The 18,735-nt window shown below is 40.9% G+C and carries 18 protein-coding genes and 1 tRNA gene; 1 reads left to right on the top strand and 18 read right to left on the bottom strand.

Translation table 11 applies throughout. From position 1 onward, the window contains the following. Positions 1 to 45: 45 nt before the first annotated feature. The 17 genes from rplI to tsaE form a co-directional block, all read right to left on the bottom strand. A complete protein-coding gene (gene rplI, locus DK866_RS08005; protein ID WP_023583606.1) occupies positions 46 to 495 on the bottom strand; it encodes a 50S ribosomal protein L9 in 450 nt (149 codons plus the stop codon). Positions 496 to 535: 40 nt separating this feature from the next. Then, positions 536 to 763 (bottom strand): 30S ribosomal protein S18, encoded by a 228-nt coding sequence (rpsR, locus tag DK866_RS08000; protein ID WP_000135199.1) that lies wholly within the window; start codon positions 761 to 763, stop codon positions 536 to 538. A 4-nt stretch (positions 764 to 767) separates the two neighbouring features. Continuing rightward, positions 768 to 1,088 (bottom strand): primosomal replication protein N, encoded by a 321-nt coding sequence (priB, locus tag DK866_RS07995; RefSeq protein WP_109408479.1) that lies wholly within the window; start codon positions 1,086 to 1,088, stop codon positions 768 to 770. Between the two features lie 8 nt (positions 1,089 to 1,096). Continuing rightward, complete coding sequence (rpsF, locus tag DK866_RS07990) at positions 1,097 to 1,495, bottom strand: 30S ribosomal protein S6 (RefSeq protein ID WP_072069598.1); 399 nt, start codon at positions 1,493 to 1,495, stop codon at positions 1,097 to 1,099. 163 nt (positions 1,496 to 1,658) lie between these two features. Next, positions 1,659 to 2,402, bottom strand: a complete 744-nt coding sequence (gene rlmB, locus DK866_RS07985) for a 23S rRNA (guanosine(2251)-2'-O)-methyltransferase RlmB (protein WP_006535748.1) — start codon at positions 2,400 to 2,402, stop codon at positions 1,659 to 1,661. Positions 2,403 to 2,491: 89 nt separating this feature from the next. Next, positions 2,492 to 4,981, bottom strand: a complete 2,490-nt coding sequence (rnr, locus tag DK866_RS07980; RefSeq protein WP_109408478.1) for a ribonuclease R — start codon at positions 4,979 to 4,981, stop codon at positions 2,492 to 2,494. Positions 4,982 to 5,020: 39 nt separating this feature from the next. Further along, on the bottom strand, positions 5,021 to 5,449 hold the full coding sequence (nsrR, locus tag DK866_RS07975; protein ID WP_109408477.1) for a nitric oxide-sensing transcriptional repressor NsrR: 429 nt from the start codon (positions 5,447 to 5,449) through the stop codon (positions 5,021 to 5,023). 426 nt (positions 5,450 to 5,875) lie between these two features. Continuing rightward, positions 5,876 to 7,174, bottom strand: coding sequence for an adenylosuccinate synthase (locus DK866_RS07970; RefSeq protein ID WP_109408525.1), 1,299 nt, complete (start codon positions 7,172 to 7,174; stop codon positions 5,876 to 5,878). Positions 7,175 to 7,276: 102 nt separating this feature from the next. Further along, positions 7,277 to 7,447: a hypothetical protein gene (locus DK866_RS19925; RefSeq protein ID WP_164525857.1), complete on the bottom strand. Its 171-nt coding sequence runs from the start codon at positions 7,445 to 7,447 to the stop codon at positions 7,277 to 7,279. 182 nt (positions 7,448 to 7,629) lie between these two features. Beyond that, positions 7,630 to 8,634, bottom strand: a complete 1,005-nt coding sequence (gene hflC / locus DK866_RS07965) for a protease modulator HflC (protein WP_069369876.1) — start codon at positions 8,632 to 8,634, stop codon at positions 7,630 to 7,632. A 2-nt stretch (positions 8,635 to 8,636) separates the two neighbouring features. Then, the gene (gene hflK, locus DK866_RS07960; protein ID WP_109408476.1) at positions 8,637 to 9,911 is read right to left on the bottom strand and encodes an FtsH protease activity modulator HflK; all 1,275 of its coding nucleotides are present in this window, start codon (positions 9,909 to 9,911) and stop codon (positions 8,637 to 8,639) included. Positions 9,912 to 10,003: 92 nt separating this feature from the next. Then, positions 10,004 to 11,287: a ribosome rescue GTPase HflX gene (gene hflX, locus DK866_RS07955; protein WP_109408475.1), complete on the bottom strand. Its 1,284-nt coding sequence runs from the start codon at positions 11,285 to 11,287 to the stop codon at positions 10,004 to 10,006. A 94-nt stretch (positions 11,288 to 11,381) separates the two neighbouring features. After that, on the bottom strand, positions 11,382 to 11,669 hold the full coding sequence (gene hfq, locus DK866_RS07950; protein ID WP_072069604.1) for an RNA chaperone Hfq: 288 nt from the start codon (positions 11,667 to 11,669) through the stop codon (positions 11,382 to 11,384). A 109-nt stretch (positions 11,670 to 11,778) separates the two neighbouring features. Beyond that, a complete protein-coding gene (miaA, locus tag DK866_RS07945; protein ID WP_109408474.1) occupies positions 11,779 to 12,720 on the bottom strand; it encodes a tRNA (adenosine(37)-N6)-dimethylallyltransferase MiaA in 942 nt (313 codons plus the stop codon). Beyond that, positions 12,713 to 14,689 carry a DNA mismatch repair endonuclease MutL gene (gene mutL / locus DK866_RS07940; RefSeq protein WP_109408473.1) on the bottom strand — a complete coding sequence of 659 codons (1,977 nt, stop codon included), beginning with the start codon at positions 14,687 to 14,689 and terminating at the stop codon, positions 12,713 to 12,715. Before mutL ends, miaA begins: the two co-directional genes overlap by 8 nt. A 23-nt stretch (positions 14,690 to 14,712) precedes the next feature. Further along, positions 14,713 to 16,038, bottom strand: a complete 1,326-nt coding sequence (locus DK866_RS07935; RefSeq protein ID WP_109408472.1) for an N-acetylmuramoyl-L-alanine amidase — start codon at positions 16,036 to 16,038, stop codon at positions 14,713 to 14,715. A gap of 13 nt (positions 16,039 to 16,051) precedes the next feature. Beyond that, a complete protein-coding gene (tsaE, locus tag DK866_RS07930) occupies positions 16,052 to 16,519 on the bottom strand; it encodes a tRNA (adenosine(37)-N6)-threonylcarbamoyltransferase complex ATPase subunit type 1 TsaE (protein WP_109408471.1) in 468 nt (155 codons plus the stop codon). Positions 16,520 to 16,743: 224 nt separating this feature from the next. Between tsaE and queG the strand changes: the two genes are divergently transcribed. Beyond that, positions 16,744 to 17,898 (top strand): tRNA epoxyqueuosine(34) reductase QueG, encoded by a 1,155-nt coding sequence (queG, locus tag DK866_RS07925; protein ID WP_109408470.1) that lies wholly within the window; start codon positions 16,744 to 16,746, stop codon positions 17,896 to 17,898. 719 nt (positions 17,899 to 18,617) lie between these two features. Here the strand turns inward: queG and DK866_RS07920 are convergent. After that, positions 18,618 to 18,693 (bottom strand) — tRNA-Gly (locus DK866_RS07920). Positions 18,694 to 18,735: the final 42 nt, after the last annotated feature.

Raw genomic sequence — 18,735 nt, 5'->3', positions numbered from 1 at the left:
CTAAGCTGGCGTTTTCTTTATCAACATTAACTGTTTAATCAAAGATTATTCAGCAACGATGATAACATTCAGTTCAGCGAATACGTCACTGTGAACTTGGAAGTGAACTTCGTGGTCACCAGTAGTACGCAGAACGCCATTTGGCAGGCGAACTTCGCTCTTACACATTTCAACGCCAGCTGCAGTTACTGCATCAGCGATGTCACGAGTACCGATTGAACCAAACAGTTTACCTTCGTCACCCGCTTTAGAGCTGATAGTGACAGAACCCAGTGCATTGATCTTCGCTGCACGAGCTTCAGCTGCTGCTAAAGTTTCAGCTAATTTAGCTTCTAACTCAGCACGACGCGCTTCGAAAAACTCGATGTTTTTCTTAGTCGCAGAAACAGCTTTACCCTGTGGGATTAAATAGTTACGAGCATAGCCCGATTTTACGTTAACCTGATCACCCAGGCTACCCAGATTCGCTACTTTATCAAGCAGAATAATTTGCATTACCTTATCCTCTACAAGTCATTAATGGACTATATACCTATTACTGATGACGATCAGTATAAGGTAATAAAGACAGGTAGCGTGCGCGCTTGATAGCACGAGCCAGCTGACGCTGGTATTTTGCACGAGTACCGGTGATACGACTTGGTACAATTTTACCACTTTCAGTGATATAGTTTTTCAGCGTAGCGATATCTTTATAATCGATCTCTTGTACGCCTTCTGCTGTGAAACGGCAGAACTTACGACGACGGAAATAACGTGCCATATGGCTAGTCTCCAGAATCTATCAATTCAATCTGCTCGGCATGAAGCACCAATTTAAACAATCCATTTCGCGCCTGATGGCTACTAATGAATCCTGAAACGGTGATTTGGCTGCCGACCGTTATACTGTGAGTAACTGCTTGTAACGCTTTCCCGCTAGCAATAATGGGCATTCGACACCATGATTGTCTTTTTAATCCCGCCTCTTCTTGCATTGAACGATGTTCAATAACAAATTGACAGTGCGGGACCCCAGCGGGGCTAACTTTTCGTATTAATGCTTTGCACACTGTGCCAGTTAGCACTAAATGATTATTAGCCGTCACAGCACTAATTACTCTTCAGAATCCTCTGCTACATCATCAACTTCATCTTCTTCATCGAGGTCATCAGCGATATCACGACGGCGTTCGTCTTTTGCTTTAACCATTGGAGAAGCTTCAGTTACTGCGTGTTTAGTACGCATGATCATGTTGCGGAGAACGGCATCGTTGAAACGGAAAGTAGTTTCCAGTTCATCAATCACTTCCTGCGGAGCTTCAACGTTCATCAGAACGTAGTGTGCTTTGTGCAGTTTGTTGATTGGATAAGCTAATTGACGACGACCCCAGTCTTCTAGACGGTGGATCTGACCATTTGCATTAGTGATAGCGGTTTTATAACGCTCGATCATGCCCGGAACTTGTTCGCTCTGGTCAGGATGAACCATAAAAACGATTTCGTAATGACGCATTTGATATTGCTCCTTACGGATTTATCAGCCTCCTGTCAGGGTCAGTCACCACCCATGGAGGCAAGGAACTTGTTTAAGTTGTGACTGAAAAAATTGACGCGTAACTATACCCCCGCGGTCAATAAAACTCAAGGGAGTATCGAGAATAAAATAAACTAAGCGATTATTTCACAATAATACGCTGGCGCATTGCTTCAAATAAGCAAACACCTGTTGCAACAGAAACGTTGAGCGAAGACACTGTACCCGCCATTGGGATACTGATAAGTTCATCACAATGCTCACGCGTTAAACGGCGCATTCCTTCACCTTCAGCGCCCATCACCAAAGCCATAGGACCAGTAAGTTTGCTTTGATATAAAGTATGGTCTGCTTCCCCTGCTGTGCCGACAATCCAAACGTTCTCTTCTTGCAAAAAGCGCAATGTACGAGCAAGGTTAGTCACTTTAATCAAAGGAACACTTTCCGCTGCACCACACGCAACTTTTTTCGCTGTAGCATTTAATTGTGCGGAACGATCTTTAGGAACGATAACAGCGTGTACACCGGCAGCATCTGCGCTACGTAAACATGCACCTAAATTATGCGGGTCTGTTACACCATCTAGCACTAATAAGAAAGGTGTACCGACTTTAGCTAATAAATCGGGTAAATCTTGTTCTTGGTACTGACGACCAGGTTTCACTTTTGCAATGATACCTTGGTGAACAGCACCTTCCGTTTGACTATCTAACCATTGACGATTGGCCACTTGAACTAAAATCCCTTGGGCTTCTAATTCGTGGATAACGGGAGTTAAACGGCGATCTTCACGCCCTTTTAATACATAAACTTCTTTAAAACGTGCAGGATCACGCTCAAGCAATGCTTTTACTGCGTGAATACCATAAATAATTTCTTCGCTCATAGCGGTGCTTACTCATTAAAAAATAAAAGGCACAAAACAGATAAAAGGCGGAGTCTCCGCCTTTTAAAAAAGAACTAGAAGAATAAACCTTATGCTTTATCGCGTTTGGCCGCGCGCTTAGCTTTAAGCTTTGCTTCTATCTTTTTGGTTTGTGATGATGCTTTCTTGCGTTTACTACTTGCTTTATCTTTAGCAACTTGGTCTTTTACAGCTCTGTCTTTGTTTGCATTGCCTTTAGCTGATTTTCCTTTTTTAAAGGCGCTATCTGGCTCAAAGTTTTTATCTTTGCTTGCATCACGGCGTCGAGACTTACTAGAACTTGCGTTTTTCTTGTCTTTTTCGCCCTTTAACCCGCGAACTCGTGCTGTTTTACCCGGGTTACGCGCTGTGCGTGTTGTTGAAATTAAGGAAAAATCGATAGTACGTTCATCCATACTGACCGCTTCAACTTTAACTTCAACTTCATCACCAAGGCGATAGACTTGTCCTGAAGACTCACCAATTAAACGCTGCCCCACATTATCATATTGATAGTAATCATTATTTAATGTAGAAACATGCACTAAACCATCGATAAACAGATCGTTTAAGCGAACAAAGAAACCAAAGCCCGTTACACTGGTGATAATACCGGTAAATTGTTGACCAATTTGATCCAGCATAAAGTCACATTTCAGCCAATCAGCCACATCTCTTGTTGCTTCATCAGCACGGCGCTCTGTTAAAGAACAGTGCTCACCTAATTGCAACATGGTATCCATATCGCTATGGTATCCACCTGTTGGGGTCCAACGCTGTGAGCCATGGCCTTCTTGTTTGGCAATTTGATATTTAATTGCTCGGTGCAAGGCTAAATCAGGATAACGACGGATTGGTGAGGTAAAGTGTGCATAAGACTTCAACGCTAAACCAAAGTGTCCACGGTTTTCAGGATCGTAAATCGCCTGTTTCATGGAACGCAAAATCATAGTTTGTAGCATTTCACGATCAGGTCTGTCTTCAACCTCTTTCATGACACGCGCATAATCTGCTGGCTCTGGTGTTAATCCACCCGGCAATGTTAAACCTAATTCATTAAAGACTGAACGTAAATTCAGTACGCTTTCTTCTTTCGGTTTATCATGAATACGGTATAACGCAGGCTCTTCATTCTTCTCAACAAAACGAGCTGCAGCAATATTCGCTAAGATCATGCACTCTTCAATTAATTTGTGTGCATCGTTACGAATAACAGGCTCAATACGTTCAATACGACGCTCTGCATTGAAGATAAATTTCGCTTCTTCAGACTCAAACCCTATCGCACCACGTTGCTCACGCGCTTTATCAAGTGCTTGGTATAACTCATAGAGATGCTCAATATCTTGAACGATAGGTTTATAGTGTTCACGTAACTCTTCATCACCTTGAATAATCTTCCACACTTTGGTGTATGTCATTCGTGCATGAGAGCTCATCACAGCTTCATAGAATCTGTAAGAAGAAAGGCGCCCTTGCTCAGAAACGGTCATCTCACAAACCATACATAAACGGTCAACTTGTGGATTTAGTGAACACAGTCCATTAGACAGGACTTCTGGCAACATCGGGACAACCTGAGAAGGGAAATAAACGGAGTTTCCTCGACTACGCGCTTCTGTATCTAATGCCGTTTGTGGACGCACATAGTAGCTCACATCAGCAATTGCGACCCATAAGCGCCAACCACCGCCTTTTTTACGTTGGCAGTATACCGCATCATCGAAATCTCGTGCATCTTCACCATCAATTGTGATTAAAGGCAAGCCACGTAAATCAACACGACCTTCTTTGGCCGACTCAGGCACTTCTTCTTTTAAATCAGCGACTTCTTTTGTAACTTTTGCAGGCCAAGTATAAGGAATTTCATGGGTACGTAATGCGATCTCTACTGCAATACCCGTTCCCATCGTCTCGCCTAAAATTTCGACAATACGACCTACGGCTTGAGTTCGTCGCGTTGGTCTTGTAGTGACTTCAACCACCACCACATTACCCATACGCGCACCCATGATATCTTCTTTAGGGATAAGAATATCAAAACTTAAGCGGCTATCATCCGGTACAACAAACCCCATACCAGATTCAATAAAATAGCGACCAACAATTTGGTTATTTCTTGGTTCAATAACACGCACTACGCGACCTTCACGACGACCTTTTCTATCCATACCTAAAGGTTGGGCTAAAATAACGTCGCCATGCATGGTTTTTTTCATTTCATCTTGTGAAAGGTAAAGATCATCTTTTTGACCTTCTGCGCGTAAAAAACCATAGCCATCACGGTGACCGATTACCTTACCTTTCCATAAATCAAGACGCTCAGGTAACGCATAACATTGGCGGCGAGTAAAAACTAACTGCCCATCACGCTCCATCGCTCTTAAACGACGACGTAACGCTTCTAGGTCTTCTTCTCCAGAAATTTTTAACGCCTGCGCTAAATCTTCACGACTCATAGGGGCCGTGCGCTTTTTCATTTCTTCTAAAATATATTCGCGACTAGCAATTGGAGAGGCGTATTTCTCTGCTTCTCTATCTTGAAAAGGATCTTTTGACATTATGACCTCCAAGCTATCAGATTTGATGAAATAGTAGACTCAAACATCTTCTAATAACAATTTATATAAGGAGCTATTGTTTTCAACTAGCTCTGCGAGTGTGTGACGGTCTAACTCTTTCAAAAACTGCTCAATCGCCTGATTTAAAACCAGTTTTAATCGACAAGCTGGGGTAATGTGGCAAAACTCAGCACTACAGTTTACTAATGAAAGTGGCTCTAAAGCACGGACAACATCACCGACAATAATGTCTACAGCAGGTTTGCCTAAACGGATCCCTCCATTTTTACCGCGAATAGCCTCAACAAACCCCAAATGGCTCAGTTGATTAATAATTTTCACCATATGATTACGTGAGACACCATAAACTTGCGTCACTTCTGTGATGCTCGTCATTTTGCCTTCTGGCAATGAAGCCATATATATCAATGCTCGCAATCCATAATCTGTAAAACTGGTTAATTGCACAATGACCTCTGAAAAGTGGTTTTCCCTATTAAAGTTGTTAAGGGATAAGTAATTAGTAATGAGAATATCATTTTATTAAGCAATATTATGTTTAATTTTTGGACATTTAGCAAAGATATGCTCAAAAGTGAGTTATTTCCGTCTCTCACTTGACTACTAACAAAATAATAGCGACATCACAGGCAAAGAAAAAGCGATACTGTCGATTTTCAACAGATCGCTTTTCTATTTCTGGCATTACAACAATAACATTGTCTTATTATTTTTACTCGTTACAGATAGAACAGAAGCAAAACCGAGTGTAAAGCTGTCTTATCTTATTATGTAACGTGCATTTTTATCTTTAATTCACCTACAAACAGATACGAAAAAATCGCCCCTGTCATTTTCAGGGACGATTTTCACATCAAGCCTATTTAATGCGAATTAAGCATCAAATGGATGACGGAGAATAATAGTCTCTGAGCGATCTGGGCCTGTAGAAACGATATCAACAGGAACACCAGTTAACTCTTCTACACGTTTGATGTAGTTTAGTGCAGCTTGTGGCAGTTGAGCGTGATCTTTCACACCAAATGTCGTTTCGTTCCAACCCGGCATTGATTCATAGATAGGCTCGATACCTTCCCAATCATCAGCAGCTAAAGGTGTAGTATCAATCACTTCACCGTTTGGTAAACGATAGCCTACGCACAATTTCACTTCTTTCAGACCATCTAATACATCCAGCTTAGTCATGCAGAAGCCAGACAGTGAGTTGATTTGAACAGCGCGACGAATAGCAACGATATCTAACCAACCAGTACGACGGCTACGACCAGTGGTTGCACCAAATTCTTGGCCTTTCTCACGCAGGAAGTCACCCACTTCATCAAACAGTTCAGTTGGGAATGGACCTGCACCGACACGAGTAGAATACGCTTTGATGATCCCTAATACGTAGCCAACATAGCGAGGGCCTAAACCTGAGCCTGTTGCCACGCCACCAGCGGTGGTGTTTGAAGAGGTTACATATGGATAAGTACCATGGTCGATGTCTAATAAAGTACCTTGTGCACCTTCAAACATCACTAACTCACCGTTTTGTGTTGCTTTGTACAGTAAGTCAGAAACATCAACAACCATACCTGTCAGAATATCAGCGATTGCCATGATATCGTCTAAGGTTTTTTGGTAATCAACGGGTTCAACTTTGTAGTAGTTAACCAGTTGGAAGTTATGGTATTCGATGATTTCTTTGAGTTTTTGTGCAAATGCTTTTTTATCAAACAGATCGCCAACACGTAAACCACGACGAGCAACTTTATCTTCGTAAGCAGGGCCAATACCGCGACCTGTTGTACCGATAGCTTTCTCGCCACGCGCTTTCTCACGCGCATTATCTAATGCGATATGATAAGGAAGGATTAATGGGCAAGCTTCAGACAGAAGTAAACGAGAGCGAACAGGAATGCCACGATCTTCAAGTTGGGTCATTTCCTTCATCAGCGCTTCTGGTGATAAAACGACACCGTTTGCTATGATGCTAACAACATTTTCACGGAGAATGCCTGATGGGATTAAATGAAGAACGGTTTTTTCACCGTCGATGACTAGAGTGTGACCCGCGTTATGGCCACCTTGGTAGCGAACAACATACTTAGCGCGTTCTGTCAGCAAATCGACTATCTTGCCTTTGCCTTCGTCACCCCACTGGGTGCCCAATACGACAACGTTATTACTCATTTCAAAATACACTCGGTTGCTTAAAAAAGGATTCTACCATCTCAAATCAAGAGTTACAGTAGATTTTATCTAATTATGTCATCCCCGCTTTTAAGCAATAGATTATCTTGCCATTGTCAATATTTTTGCCCGAAAAATCCGCACCACAAACATATTGTGACTTTCATCAACAGTTTTGATCGCAAAAATAGGAAGCAGAGTGACATAAAAGTGAAAATGGCGAAGAAGACGCTTCGGAATTGCCGAAGGTTTATCTTGAAATGCAATTTTCACTTTATACTATCCCAGCTAAAGCCATTTTGGAAACCATTAAGGATAATTTTTCATCTTAATAAGCACAATTATTTATTTTGCTACTAAGTAATTCTTTTTATCTTATTGATATCAAAAAAAATCCCCCACTTATTAAGGTGGAGGATTTTTATTATTTATTCAGTCAATCTAACGCGTTTTAATTACTCTTCAATCGCACGCGCTTTGGTTGGTGCTTTCATATAGCGTAAGAAATCGCTATCTGGGCTTAACACCATGACGTCATTGCCGTCTTGATTAAAGCTCTTCTCATAAGCACGTAAGCTACGAATGAAAGCATAGAAGTCAGGATCTTGGTTGAATGCATCAGCAAACAGTTTTGTTGCTTGTGCATCACCTTCACCACGAAGACGTAAAGATTCACGCTCAGATTCAGCTAATGTTTCTGTTACTGTCTTATCCGCTGCTGCACGAATTTTCACCGCTTGCTCTTGACCTTGTGAACGGTGACGACGAGCAACTGCTTCACGTTCTGCACGCATACGCTGATAAATCGCCTCAGAAACTTCCATAGGTAGGTTGATTTGCTTGATTCGAACGTCAATCACTTCAATACCTAATGCTGCCATACTGTTCATATTGATAGCAGGAGCTTGACCTTTAGTTTCTTCAGCTACTTTCTTCGCTGCAATAGCAATAGCATCATCAGCAGCACTTGTATCACGAGAAGGTGTACCTTCATTCAGTGCATTACGAACATCAATGGTTAAACGACCACGAGAATCCGTAATAATTTGGTTTACGCTCATACGACCAATTTCAGAACGTAAACGGTCACTGAATTTACGACGCAGTAAAGTTTCAGCTTGCGTTGTATTACCACCACCTGTTGCCAGATAGTAAGTACTGAAATCACTGATACGCCATTTTAGATAAGAATCGACTAATAAGTCTTTGTTCTCACCTGATAAGAAACGGTCTTGCTGGATATTCATAGTTTGAATACGCGCATCCAGCTTTTTCACATTCTCAATGAATGGAATTTTAAAATGAAGACCTGGCTCATAAACAACAGGTTTATTTTCAGCATCACGCACAACTTTCGCAAAGCGTAAAATGATACCACGCTCATATTGTTGAACGACAAATACAGAGGAGTACAACAACGCTAAAATAATAACTGCAACAACAGCGATAACTTTACGCATGATTATTGTCCTCCTTGATTATTGCCGTAAGGCTGACCATAACCGCCATTATTACTACCATATCCACCATTACCATAAGTCGTTGTTGCTGGTTTTTGTGTCGGTGTTGGATTTACAGTTGGAGCTGGTGCAGGCATACGAGCCGGCGCCTCAAGGGTATTTGATGCACCCGATTGAGATGGCTGACGTAGCATTTGCTCTAAAGGTAGCACTAACATGCTGTTACCTTTATCATTTGCAATGACTTTACGTGTTTTCGATAGCACTTTTTCCATCGTTTCAATGTAAAGACGCTCGCGAGTAATTTCAGGAGCTGCACGATACTCAGGTAAGATTTTAGCAAAGCTAGCTACCTCACCCTCTGCTCTCATCACCACACTGGTTTTATACGCTGTTGCTTCTTCAATCATACGTTGTGCGTTACCTTTAGCTAACGGTAACACTTCGTTTTTATAAGCCTCAGCTTGACGAATTGTTTTTTGTTCTTCTTCACGAGCCGCAATTACGTCATCGAATGCTGCTTTTACAGCTTCTGGTGGGCGCGCAACTTGGAAGTTGACGTCCACAATAGAGATACCCATATTATAAGGGCGGATAGTCTCTTCTAATTCTTGACGCGTCTGGTCACGAATTTCTGAACGGTTTGAAGTCAGAATTTTTTCCATTTCTGAACGACCAATAACACCTCGTACAGCACTGTCAGTTGCTTGACCTAAACTGTTAATAGGCGTTGTGAGGTTAAACAGAAATGTTTCTGGATCAGAGACAACGTACTGCACGTTTATCTCAACTTGAACCATATTTTCATCTGACGTTAACATCATGCCACCCGTGGTTAAATCACGGATAGTTTTCACGTTAACAGGCTGAACTTCATCAACAAAAGTCGGTTTCCAGTTCAGACCGGGTTCAACGATTTGGTAAAATTTACCAAAACGCGTCACGACACCCTGTTCTGCTTCTTTAATGGTATAAAAACCACTTGCAGCCCAAACTACGACAACCGCACCTAATGCAAGAGAAATCAAAAGATTTCCAGCATTACCACGAGGCCCGCCATTTTGCCCAGAAGAGGAGTTCCCACCTTTTTTACCGCCGAAACCACCAAGTTTTTCACTCAGTTTACGGAACATATCATCGAGATCTGATGCTCCACGATTCCGACCTCCTTGATTGCCGTTGGAGTTACCGTTACCATCGCCATTATTATTGCCGCTGTTACGGTTACCCCACGGGTCGCGGTCTTGTCCGTTGTTACCGGGCTGATTCCACGCCATGTTCTAGCTCCATTATTATGATTAGATTTATCAGGCTTAAGAGCCGATTTCGTCGCCAGCTCTCAGTTAATGTTCTTTTTTATGGCCGAATATCAGACCACGTAATCCAATAAATTGGGTTCCTGCTTGCAAAGGCGATGCCAGTCTACCATAGGCATACGTATGATTAGCCCAACTTTACCGTCTTTTTCAATCCATTCACGCTCTATTGACTGTAATTGATAAAAACGACTACGCAAGCGCCCTGTATCTTCTGGCGGTAAACGTAATTCAAAGTGTGCGATCTCACCTGAAAGACGTTCTGTCAACGCCTGATATAACAGAGGAATACCTTCGCCTGTTTGTGCTGAAACCCAAACCCTAACGGGTAAGTTTTCTTCATTTCGATCAATTCTTGGTGTGAAGTCTTCAAGAAGATCAATTTTGTTCATGACATGCAGTGTTGGTATTTCTTGAGCATCTATCTCTTCTAATACACTTTCAACTGCATGAATATTCTCCTCAAAACGACTATCTGCTGCATCAATAACATGAAGAAGTAAGGTTGCTTCTCGTGTTTCTTGCAAAGTCGCTTTAAAAGCAGCAACAAGATCATGAGGTAAATGTCGAATAAATCCAACGGTATCAGCCAATACAACCGTTCCCACATCATCAACTTGAATACGTCTTAATGTAGGATCCAATGTTGCAAACAACTGATCTGCCGCATACACATCAGAACAGGTAATATGATTAAATAAACTCGATTTTCCTGCATTCGTGTAACCAACAAGGGATAATGTTGGAATATCAGCTTTACTCCGCGCTTGTCTTCCTTGTTCACGCTGACGCTCAACCCTACCCAATCGCATTAGAATTTGACTAATTTTACCTCGGAGTAAGCGGCGGTCCGTTTCTAGCTGAGTTTCACCTGGTCCTCGTAACCCAATCCCCCCTTTTTGTCTTTCAAGGTGAGTCCACCCTCTGACTAAACGAGTTGATAAGTGACGTAACTGGGCGAGTTCTACCTGTAGCTTTCCTTCATGAGTTCTTGCTCTTTGAGCAAAAATATCAAGGATAACTCCCGTGCGATCAACAACACGGCATTCACAAAGTCTTTCCAGATTTCGTTCTTGTGCCGGTGTCAGTGCATGATTAAATAAAACAACATCTGCACCACTTGCTTTTACAGCCTCGGCAATTTCTTCTGCCTTACCTTCACCCACATAATATTTGGGATGAGGTGCTTTACGATTTCCTGTAATAATCTGAACTGGCTTAACACCCGCAGATGTCACCAAGGATTCAAATTCTTGCAAATCATCAACATCCTTTTCCTGAGAAAAGAAGACGTGCACTAAGACGGCGAGTTCGCCACCTTCATAACGATCAAACAAAGGCGAAACCTCTTGGACTTTATAAAAACAGGAAAAAACATAGGTAAAGTCTCCCTACCTATGTTTTTCTTATATCAAGAATAATAATGGATAATTATTCTGCAACATCATCCTGCTGAGTAGCGCTACCGCTATAACCTGTACCAGTTTGATTCGTACCTGTGTTGCTATGATGAGAAACAGGACGCGAAGGTACCACGGTAGAGATAGCATGTTTATATACCATCTGGCTTACTGTGTTTTTCAGCAAAATAACAAATTGGTCAAAAGATTCGATCTGACCCTGCAATTTAATACCGTTTACCAAATAGATAGAAACGGGAACCCTTTCACGACGTAATGCGTTCAGGAAAGGATCTTGCAAAGATTGCCCCTTAGCCATTCTATGTTTTCCTTATTTTGTTGTTTTATATTAGAACCCAATTGGTTCGAAAAATGAACTACTCAAAAATTGCGCTTTGGCAACTATCAATTTTACACAAACCTACCATCTATGCACTAACTACCTGCAAAACAGTGTCAAGAGATTGTTTCGGATCTTCACTATCAAGCCAGTGAATATCATTCCAGCCTCTTAACCAGGTGATTTGTCGTTTCGCTAATTGCCGGGTAGCACAGATCCCTCGATAAACCATCTCATCATAATCTATTTCGCCTGATAAATATGACCACATCTGGCGATAACCGACACAACGTACAGAAGGTAAATCTTCATGCAAATCACCCCGTTCATATAATGATTTTACTTCATCTTCAAATCCACACGTTAACATCTGTTTAAAACGTGCTTCAATGCGTTGGTGAAGAACATTTCTATCTTTCGGAGCAATCGCAAATTGATAAACATCATAGGGCAAAGATTCGCCTGATATTTTTGTCAACTCTGTCATTGTCTTACCTGAAATCAGGTAAACTTCTAGCGCACGAGAAAGCCGTTGAGGATCATTAGGATGTATTCGTTGCGCAGCAACGGGGTCAACTAATGCAAGCTCTTTATGTATCGCCTCCCATCCTTTCTCCGTTGCTTTTTTCTCTATTTCAGCACGAATCTCCGGATTGGCACTAGGCAAAGGCGATAGGCCATCAAGTAACGCTTTAAAATATAGCATAGTCCCACCCACTAATAGTGGAATTCGCCCAGCAGCTGTAATTTCTTCCATTGCACTTAATGCATCTCGGCGAAAATCAGCTGCTGAGTAAGGTAATGCTGGGTCTAGAATATCAATTAACCGATGTGGCGCAAGCGATTGCTCTGTCGCATCTGGCTTAGCTGTTCCAATATCCATTCCACGATAGATAAGAGCAGAATCCACACTAATAATATCTACAGGTAGTTTTTGTCTTAGTGCTATTGCTAATGCTGTTTTACCTGACGCTGTAGGCCCCATTAAAAAAATAGCTTTAGGTTTTATTTGTGTGTTTACATCACTCATTATTTAATGCCGCTACCACCGATTGTAATTCTATTAATTGTAATAAGTTTTTTGCTGGCTGTCTGACATATTGAGGACAAAGTCTTTCAATATCTGCCAATAACCCGACAGCTTGAGCTTGTGACCATGTTGCTTGCTCTGCGCTTATCTGTTTTGCAAACCACTGCCCAAGTTGTTGTTTTGTGCATGATTTTTCAATCGATAAATACGCCAATAATGCGGTCAGTAACACAGGTAAATTTTGCTGACGCAAAGGCAACGGTACTGCATATATTGTTGCTTTACCCTGTAAAATTTCAATAGTAATACCAAAATCACTGATTAATGCGTGAAACTGATTGAATACATTAATTTCTTCTTTACTTAATGCTAATTTTAAAGGCACTAACAAAGGTTGGGGCTTCAATGTTTCATCTTTAGGCAATAATTGCGCACATTTTAACAGAAAATCAGCTTGTTCCAATGATAACAGCCCAAGACCTTGTGAAGATTCTATTAACGCATATTTCTGCTGATAAATTGCCAATACTCGCCCAAAAGTATAATCAGTTTGCCCTTCTTTCGCATTGACAGAACGAGGCATCACCGAAATCACATCGTCTTCAATATTATTAGTTGTATGAACGATTTCATCTAAATTCAATGGGGCACGCTCAGGAAATAACGGTATTTTTTCTTTATCGTTTGATGTAGAAGCACTTTCTTGCATCATTTTTTGATAAAGCGCGCCTTGTGTACGTTGATAGCTTTCACCAAACTGACGATTTTCACCGAATTGGCGAGGTTGTTTTTGATGATGAGTATTTCGTTCATTAACTTGATGTGACTGAACTCTATTAGAGGCGTTTTGACTAACGGGTGTTTGATAAGGCTGTGAAAATACGTTTTCACCTGCTACTTGACGATTTTCAGGAAAACTCAACGCTATTTCATTATCTTCTTCATCTAAAGTCTGTGATAAAGGCGTCTGTGTGGCTTGTCGTAAAACACTCAACACCCCCTGATAAATAAAATCATGCACTAAACGTGATTCATGAAAGCGGACTTCATGTTTAGCTGGATGAACATTAACGTCCACTTGATGAGGATCAACGCTCAAATAGAGGATATAAGAAGGCTGTTGTTCTCCTTGCAAATACCCATCATAAGCCTGACGAATAGCATGATTAATCAACCTATCACGCATCATTCGTCCATTCACATAACAATATTGAATGTCACTGCATTGCACTGGTGATAAGGGGTGTTCTACCCAACCTTTTATCGCTAAATCACCATGTTCCCACGATAAATGCATCGATTGATTGACAAAGTTATTACCGCAAATCGCACTCAGACGGCGATTTTGCTGGCTTTCATCTTTTACTGCACGGTATTGGCGAACACGTTTGCCATTATGGGTAAGATTAATAGAGACATCAAAGCGTGATAACGCAATTCTGCGAACCACTTCATCAATATGTGCAAATTCTGTTTTTTCAGTGCGTAAAAATTTACGTCTTGCCGGCGTATTATAAAACAGATCAAGGACTTCAACCGTACTCCCCACAGGATGAGCTGCGGGTTTAACGGTAACAGCCATATCTCGACCTTCTGCATAAGCTTGCCACGCTTCATCTTGAGATTGAGTGCGTGAGGTCAGCGTTAGACGAGAAACAGAGCTAATACTGGCTAATGCTTCTCCACGAAATCCCATACTTATTATGGCTTCAAGATCATCAAGACTTGATATTTTACTAGTTGCATGGCGAGCAAGTGCTAACTTCAAATCATCACGAGTGATGCCACATCCATTATCACGAATACGGATAAGTTTGGCGCCACCTTTATCGATATCAATATCAATTGTAGTTGCCCCTGCATCTAAACTATTTTCGAGTAACTCTTTGACCACAGATGCAGGTCTTTCAACAACTTCCCCTGCGGCAATTTGATTTGCAAGCTGAGGAGGTAATAAATTTATCGCCATTACCTTTATTCCCTTTTACTCAATCAATTGGGTGCATTTTGCAAAGGATGAGCCAGAAAATAATTTCTTAAACCCGCATGAATAGAAGCGGCAAGTTTTTCTTGATAAGCATCAGAAATCAGTAACTGCTCTTCAGCTGCATGACTAATAAAACCCGTTTCAACTAAAATTGAAGGGATATCCGGTGAACGTAACACGCCTAAACTCGCATGTTCTGGTGTCTTTTTATGTAAAGACCCAACTTTTCTCAACTCAGATAACACAGCAACAGCAACGTCATAACCCACACGCTGTGAATTACCAAATTGCAAATCAAGTACCGTTTGACTTAAATAAGGATCAGCCCCATCAGATAAAGCATCACCTGCACCACCAAGTAATTCAGATTGCTTTTCACTTTGTTCAAGCCATTTACCTAATTCACTGTTTGCTCGACGATTAGAAAGCACCCACACAGAAGCGCCTCTTGCGCTGCGATTAGGGGCCGAGTCTGCATGGATAGAAACTAACATATTCGCATTTTGCTTACGGGCAACTTCTGAACGTCCAGCAACGGAAATAAAATAGTCACCATTACGAGTTAATACCGGTTTAAACATCGGATCGTTATGTAAACGAGTTTCTAATTTTCTTGCCACACTTAAAGTGACATCTTTTTCACGATTACCTTTCTGGCCTATCGCACCAGGATCTTGCCCACCATGACCTGCATCTATCGCAATAATAATTTGACGAGAGCCCGCTTGTGGTTTTGATGGAGTGGTACGTGGTTTCACAATAGGAGCAACTGGGGCAATCTCTGTTTTGGGTGTCATGGTTAAAGGCGCCATTTCTCTATTTGTATTTGAGGCTGACGCCGTCATTGTTGTCGGCGCTAAAGCGACCACATTCACGGTGGGTTGAGAGTGATTATTTTGTCGAGCATTCATTGGTTTGATAGTAAGCGCTAACTTATAATCACCGCTTACATTCATTAGACTTTCAGTCACAACAACTGGCTGGGCAAGTTCCACGACCATACTTTGGTATTGGCTATCTTTTGATTGCGTTGCACGAATTTTATGAACTAACTGCCCATTGCCTAATGTTGCAGGCAACCCTGTAATTTTTGTGCTTTGTTTAAAATCCATCACCAAACGGTCAGGATTTTTTAATGAATAATATCGATAGCTAGGCTTCCCACCACTAAAAGAGAATGTGAGGGTTGTTGCTGAAATACCGTTTTCTGCTTTTACTTCTGTCACAGTAGCGGCTTGTGCTATTTGCACAAAAAATAAAGACAAAACAACCAACAGAAAGGCAACAACATAGCGCTGACTTTGACTCACAATAGTGATGAGACTCGACATAATCAATATTCCTTTATGCAGACTGAATATGGGATAAAACAGTATTCCCTCTTTGTGTAAGGGCAACAAAACGCGCTTTTCGACCTTCATCTTCATAGCTTAAATGAAGTTCTAAATCGGCGTTAGGTAAAAAGCCTTCGCCTTGTGATGGCCATTCAATAAGACATAACGCGTCTTGCTCAAAATAGTCGCGTATTCCCATAAATTCCAGCTCCTCCGCCGATGCTAAACGATAAAGATCGAAATGATAAACAGCATTTGGCGAAAGCATATAAGGCTCAACTAATGTATATGTTGGGCTTTTAACATGCCCTTGATGACCAAGCGCTTGCAAAAAGCCTCGGCTAAAGGTTGTTTTTCCAGCACCAAGATCGCCATATAAATAAATGATCAATCCGCTATGATTAGTCGCCATTGCAACAGTACGCCCTAGTTCAACTGTTGCCGCTTCATCTTCTAATGTAACAACCCATTCTTTCATATTTATATAATCTATTGTTAAGTTATAACGGCTTAATAAAGAGAGATCGTTGGATAACCTCAAATACCAAGCTTTATATGTTCTCTTAAGGCAAATAGTTATCGAAATAACTATCAAATAACCATACCATAAATCTATTTATTGCGAGGATTTTTCCTACTGGCTCACTATGATACACTGCGCGCTCTTAGGACTCACCTCTTACCTATTGATTCGGTTTATTCATGTCATCACTCGATCTTAATCTTCTCGCTCAAAACATTAAATTATGGGGTTCTGAGCTAGGTTTTCAACAAACTGGGATATGTGATACTGACTTATCACTTGAAGAGCCTCGCTTACAAGCTTGGTTAGATAAACAATATCATGGCGAAATGGCATGGATGGCGAAATATGGTATGACGCGTGCAAGACCTCATGAACTTGTGCCTGGCACATTGCGGGTTATTAGCGTAAGAATGAATTACCTTCCCACAGATGCTGCTTTCGCACGAACATTAAATAATCCAGAACAAGGCTATATTAGTCGCTATGCACTAGGTCGGGATTATCACAAAGTATTAAGGCAGCGTCTTAAAAAGCTCGGCGAAAAAATTACTCAATATTGCCAACAATATGAATATCAAGGGATCGTCAATTTTCGTCCTTTCGTTGATTCAGCACCTATAATGGAACGCCCTTTAGCGGTTAAAGCTGGACTTGGCTGGGTTGGTAAACACTCACTTGTTATCAACAACCAAGCTGGCTCTTGGTTCTTTCTAGGTGAGTTACTTATCGATTTGCCTTTACCCACAGATAGCCCTGTCGAAGAACAATGTGGTAAATGTGTCGCTTGCATGACAACGTGCCCGACTGGCGCCATTGTCGAGCCTTATACTATCGATGCACGGCGGTGTATTTCGTATCTTACAATTGAGCTTGATGGCGCGATCCCTGAAGAATTTCGCCCATTAATGGGTAACCGCATCTATGGTTGTGATGATTGTCAGCTTATTTGTCCTTGGAATCGCTTCTCATCATTGACAGATGAAGAGGATTTCTCTCCCCGCCGAGCACTTCATACACCTGAATTACTCGATCTTTTTCAATGGAGTGAAGAAAAATTTCTTCGTATAACAGAAGGTTCGCCGATCCGTCGTATTGGTTACTTACGCTGGCTTAGAAATATTAGCGTGGCGTTAGGAAATGCGCCTTATCAAGATAAAATTATACTTGCCTTGAAAGAGCGCTTTGGATTAAGTGATGTTTTAGATGAACATTTGAATTGGGCAATTGCCCAGCAGACAGCAAAACGAAATGAAAAAGAGGTAAAAATACAGACTTCACAACAAAAACGTCTAGTAAGAGCAATAACTAAAGGCTTACCGAGAGATGCTTAGTTTTTAACATAATAAACATATAACGAGTAATCTTTAATTTCACCTGTGAATAAAATAAAAATCCCTTGCCTATCAACATGAAAAAAAAATTCAAGCGAACTAAGACTCAATTTTCAAAAAAATTAAAATAAACTGAATTATCAAATAGATATAAAATCCAATTGATTTATTGAAGAGAATAATATCCTTATCACTTAATGATAAGTATCTGTGGATAACTCTGTGCAGTAAAAAAATAAATAGTGCTTAGATGCGGTGGTTATTAGCATCTCACTGTGGATAAATCAATTTGGGAAGATTTTAAGAATAGTAGAATATTTATTACATTTTTTTAAAGAAAAGCGCCTAAAACCCTTTCTTTTTTCTAAAATACTATTCAATGCATGTTTAACAGAATAAAGGCCTAAAACCGAAAAAATGATCTTGCCTTTTATTTCCCCCTTAAATGAGGAAAGGCGCACATTCTAGTGCCGTCAAAATAGAAAAGCAAGCAAAGATCAAAGATAGATCACAAAAAAATAGCTTGATCTTACATGCATTAACGACATTTCTTTTTTTGCACAATAATCACTCACACTCTCTTTACGTGTATTAAGTAAAATTCCCTAATTTATGATCCTAAAACAGTGTAGTCGATATTTAAAAAAGCGAGAGGAAAAACTTAAAATTTTCTTTATGGGGATTAAAAGTAAGATTTTTTGAAACAGAAGAGAAAAACTTGGAGCGGGAAACGAGACTCGAACTCGCGACCCCAACCTTGGCAAGGTTGTGCTCTACCAACTGAGCTATTCCCGCATTTGGTAAGTTTTGACAATAGTTAGTAAAAGATTTGGAGCG

It is taken from the genome of Proteus genomosp. 4 str. ATCC 51469 (assembly GCF_003144375.1).
Classification (GTDB): domain Bacteria; phylum Pseudomonadota; class Gammaproteobacteria; order Enterobacterales; family Enterobacteriaceae; genus Proteus.
This window is presented reverse-complemented; position numbering and strand designations above follow the sequence as displayed.